At 33.4% G+C, this 4591-nt stretch carries 5 protein-coding genes; 1 reads left to right on the top strand and 4 read right to left on the bottom strand.

The window, feature by feature from the left end; translation table 11 throughout:
• Positions 1-1100 (top strand): HAD family hydrolase (locus IDG60_RS07060; RefSeq protein WP_206160578.1); only part of this gene is annotated, 1100 nt, incomplete at its 5' end.
• Here the strand turns inward: IDG60_RS07060 and IDG60_RS07055 are convergent.
• The 4 genes from IDG60_RS07055 to IDG60_RS07040 form a co-directional block, all read right to left on the bottom strand.
• Positions 1061-1156 carry a hypothetical protein gene (locus tag IDG60_RS07055; protein ID WP_031761395.1) on the bottom strand — a complete coding sequence of 32 codons (96 nt, stop codon included), beginning with the start codon at positions 1154-1156 and terminating at the stop codon, positions 1061-1063. The two genes, IDG60_RS07060 and IDG60_RS07055, sit on opposite strands and share 40 nt — an antisense overlap.
• 93 nt (positions 1157-1249) lie before the next feature.
• Positions 1250-2854, bottom strand: coding sequence for a phosphoglycerate dehydrogenase (gene serA, locus IDG60_RS07050; protein ID WP_206160577.1), 1605 nt, complete (start codon positions 2852-2854; stop codon positions 1250-1252).
• A complete protein-coding gene (locus IDG60_RS07045) occupies positions 2841-3998 on the bottom strand; it encodes a pyridoxal-phosphate-dependent aminotransferase family protein (RefSeq protein ID WP_000291420.1) in 1158 nt (385 codons plus the stop codon). The genes serA and IDG60_RS07045 overlap by 14 nt, the downstream gene beginning before the upstream one ends.
• A gap of 114 nt (positions 3999-4112) precedes the next feature.
• Positions 4113-4559 carry an OsmC family protein gene (locus IDG60_RS07040; protein WP_000553924.1) on the bottom strand — a complete coding sequence of 149 codons (447 nt, stop codon included), beginning with the start codon at positions 4557-4559 and terminating at the stop codon, positions 4113-4115.
• Positions 4560-4591: the final 32 nt, after the last annotated feature.

Below are 4591 nucleotides of genomic sequence, written 5' to 3'. Positions count from 1 at the left end.
TTTTTTTAAGTGAAGAACGTTGTTTCGATGTCTCTGCATTAACGGTATATGAATTATTAATGGATAAGTGTTATTTAGGTCTTCATTCACATATAGATTGGGAAACTTTGACTGATAACGATATACAAGACATTAGGAATCGAATTTTTCAAAAAGATAAGATTTTAAACAAATTAAAATCGCTAGGGCTGAATTCAAATTGGGATATGTTATTTATCGTTTTTAGTATTCATTTAATTGATATTTTGAAAAAGTTATCACATGATGAAATTGAGGCATTCATGTATCAAGATGAGCCTGTCGAATTGAAGTTGCAAAATATAAGCACAAACTTAGCAGACTGTTTTAATTTAAATGAACAACTACCTTTACAATTTTTGGATAATGTAAAAGTTGGTAAAAATAATATTTATGCTGCTTTGGAAGAGTTTGCAACAACAGAGTTACATGTTTCGGATGCTACTTTATTTAGTTTGAAGGGTGCATTATGGACGTTAGCGCAAGAAGTTTATCAAGAATGGTATTTAGGATCGAAGTTGTATGAAGATGTTGAAAAGAAAATAGCACGAACTACTTTTAAGACAGGTTATATTTATCAAGAAATTATTTTGAGACCAGTAGATGAAGTTAAGGTACTTCTGAATGATTTAAAAGGTGCTGGTTTCGAATTAGGTATTGCAACAGGTCGTCCTTATACTGAGACTGTTGTGCCATTTGAAAATTTAGGATTGTTACCATATTTTGAAGCTGATTTTATTGCAACAGCAAGTGATGTTTTAGAAGCAGAGAATATGTATCCGCAAGCACGACCATTAGGAAAGCCGAATCCTTTTAGTTATATCGCAGCTTTATATGGTAATAATCGCGATAAATATGAATCTTATATCAATAAGCAAGATAACATTGTAAATAAAGATGACGTATTTATAGTAGGCGATTCGTTAGCTGACTTATTAAGTGCTCAAAAAATAGGTGCAACGTTTATTGGAACATTAACAGGTTTAAAAGGTAAGGATGCTGCAGGTGAGTTAGAAGCGCATCATGCCGACTATGTTATTAATCATTTAGGTGAACTTAGAGGTGTACTAGATAATTTGTAATTTGATTGTTGTTTGACAGCATAACTTGAAGTGAATGATTGAACCAAAGGTTTCATATTGAGTTACAATGAAATTAATAATGAAAAAATGCCAAGAAGCAATGGAAGTAATCCAATGTCTTCTTGGCATTTTGAATTTACATAAATTGTTTATGACTGTACCGTCAATTCAGTTGTGAAAATTTGATTGTATTCACCAACTTGTTTAAGTTCATCAATTATATTGTTTGAAACAGGTTGATCAACGGATAAAATCATTAGCGCATCTCCGCCCGCTTCAGTTCTACCTAAAGTCATAGATGCAATGTTGATATTGTATTTACCTAACAATGCGCCAGTTTTTCCTACCATACCTGGAGTATCATTATGATATGACACAATTTGATATTGATTTGGCTTTAAGTCTACAGAAAAATTATTAATTCTAACAATTCTTGGACCGAAACCTGTAAAGACAGAAGCGCCAACTTTAACGGAATCGCTATCGTTTGATAGTTCTACCTCTAAGTAGTTACTAAAACCTGTCTCTGCTTTATTATTTTCAATATTTAATGTCACTTGTTGTTGATTTAACAACATTAGAGCATTGATAATATTGACTTCAGGACCAAGATCATCTTTTAAAATATGAGTAATAATTGTACGTGTTAATAAACTACTATCAATAGAGGCTAAGTCGCCACCGTACGTAATTTTAATAGAGCTTGGTGCATTGTACATTAATTGAATAGCTAATTCACCAACTGTTTGGCTTAAATTGATGAATGATTTTACAGTATCATCTATATTGCTTAAGTCCATTTTAGGTGCATTCACTGCATGCGTTACAGTACCATCAATTAAAATTTCGATGATTTCATTTGAAACAGAAATTGCCACTTTTTCTTGAGCTTCGACTGTTGATGCACCCAAATGAGGTGTAACAATAATTTTATCATGTGCAACAAGAGGCGAATCAGTTGCAGGTTCATGTTCAAACACATCGATAGCTGCCCGACTAATTTGTCCTTCGTCTAATGCTTTTATTAGCGCCTTTTCATCAATAATACCACCACGTGCCACATTGATTATTTGCAAACTAGGTTTTGCTTTGGCAAAAAAGTCAGCATTAATTAAGCCTTTTGTTTTAGGTGTTAGTGGTGTATGTAATGTAACGAAATCAGAATGTTGGGCAATCTCATCAACTGTTGCCTTCGTAATACTTAAAGATTTTGCTTTTTCATCCGTTAAGTAAGGGTCAAAAGCTAGTATTTTCATTCCGAAACTTTGCGCACGTTTAGCAACACCTAAACCAATTCTACCAGCACCAATGACACCTAATGTTTTATGATAAAGCTCAGTACCTTTAAATGCATTTCGATTCCATTCTTTATTTGTAAGTGATTGGTGTGCTTGCGGAATATTTCGTGCCATTGATAATAACATTGCCAGTGTATGTTCAGTAGCTGAAATCGTATTACCATCTGGGGCATTAATAACTAAAATACCTTTTAATGTTGCAGCATTAATATTAATATTATCTACACCAACACCGGCGCGTGCGATTACTTTTAAAGAATCAGCAGCATTTATGATATTTTCAGTAACCGTAGTTTGACTACGAACGATTAAAGCATGGTATGAAGGTATAATTTTGATTAATGCTTCTTCGGACAAGCCAGTTTGAATATCTACATTGAATTGTTCGTGACCTAATAATGCTTTGATACCATCTTTTGATATGGGATCTGCAACGAGTACATTAAATTGCTTCATGAATAACCTCCATATATTTTGATATACCTTTACCGATATAGTTAACTTTACGGTGTTCAGTTAAAATAATTTCTAAAGCAGATACTACCGATAAAATATCGAAAGGACTAATTTTCCCCATATGACCAATTCTTAAAATTTGACCTTTAAGATGGCCTTGACCACCAGCAATTGTTATTTTAAAGCGATTTTTAAGTTCATCTTTGATTATTTTCACTTCATTTGTATTAGGTTTGAATGCTGTAACCGTTGGAGATGCATCTTTATCATTGACTAATAAAGTTAAATCTAATGCTTTTAAGGCGCTTCTTAATGCATTTCTAATTGCATAGTGTCGTGCTATTACGTGATTGAAACCTTCTGCTTTTACGGTTTCAACGTATGCATTTACACCTCTAAATAAAGACACATTTGGTGTGAACGGTGTAGAATTGTCAGCTTGTGACGAAATGTATTTATTTAAGTCTAGATAAAATTTTGGCGTAGTTACTTCTTTGAAACGTTCTTTTGCACGGTGGCTATAAGCTACAAAAGCTAATCCTGGAGGTAACATAATTGCTTTTTGACTACCAGAAACAAGTACATCAATTTTATCTTTGTTAATGTCAACATCAACAGCACCAATGCAACTTACGCCGTCAACTACAAAATAAATATTACTATTAAATTGATTGATGGCATTTCCTAACTCGTGAATAGGGTGTAGCACTGTCGTAGATGTTTCGCAATATTGACTAAATACTGCTTTAACTTCAACATCTAAAGTTGAAAGGTAATTGATGAAATCTTTAACATCTACAGCTTCTCCCCATGTTACGTCATAAATGTGCACATTTTTGTAATAAGTTTGTGCAATTTGTTTAAATCGGTTACCAAAGGCACCTGAAACAATGACAACGAAGTGATCTTCAGGGTTTACAATGTTCAACATACTAGCCTCCAAGACGCTTGTACCGCTAGATGTTAAAATAAGTACATCATTTTGACTCCCAAATATTGGCTTTAGACCTTGAAATGCTTGTTGTGCGATGTCTTCAAAATCTTTAGAACGATGACCAACCATAGGTGCTTGAATTTCTCTCATAATGGCATCAGGTACAGGGGTTGGGCCAGGTGTTAATAACAACGGTTGATGATAATACATTTATATGCCTCCTATAAATAAGATTTCACTATTTTAGCAAATTTTCTGAAAATTTAAAAGCCTAAAAAAAGTGATAACGCTATATTGTCGAATAAACGTTATCACGTAACGATTTTATTTGGCCTGAATGATGGGATAGATTTTTATGTCTACATTATTTCTTACAGCATTTGAAATCATGCAATTATTATCTGCAATTGTTATCAATTTTGGTAATCGCTTTTCTAATTGTGCTATTTGATCACTTGGAATTTCAATGTGAGGATGGTGCACAATTTTTGACATACTGAATTTTCCATTATTTAAACAAGCTGTTCCAATCGATTGTTGTTCAATTGAAATATCTGTGAACTTTGCACGTTCAAGAGTAGCTGCTAATGAGATGATATAACATGATGAAGCGGCTGATACTAACATTTCATCGGGATTTGTTCCTATACCAACACCACCTAAAGAAGCAGGTATTGAAATATTCTCTGAAAGTATGTCGCCTTGAACGTTTCCGACATTGTTACGACCACCTTGCCAAGAAGTTTGGACTTTAAAGTCATGTTGATGCAATTGCTTTAACCTCCAATATAATTGTGATAGTT

This window comes from Staphylococcus sp. EG-SA-2 (assembly GCF_017152085.1).
Note: the sequence above shows the minus strand (reverse complement) of the source record. Positions and strands in the feature narration are given on the sequence as shown.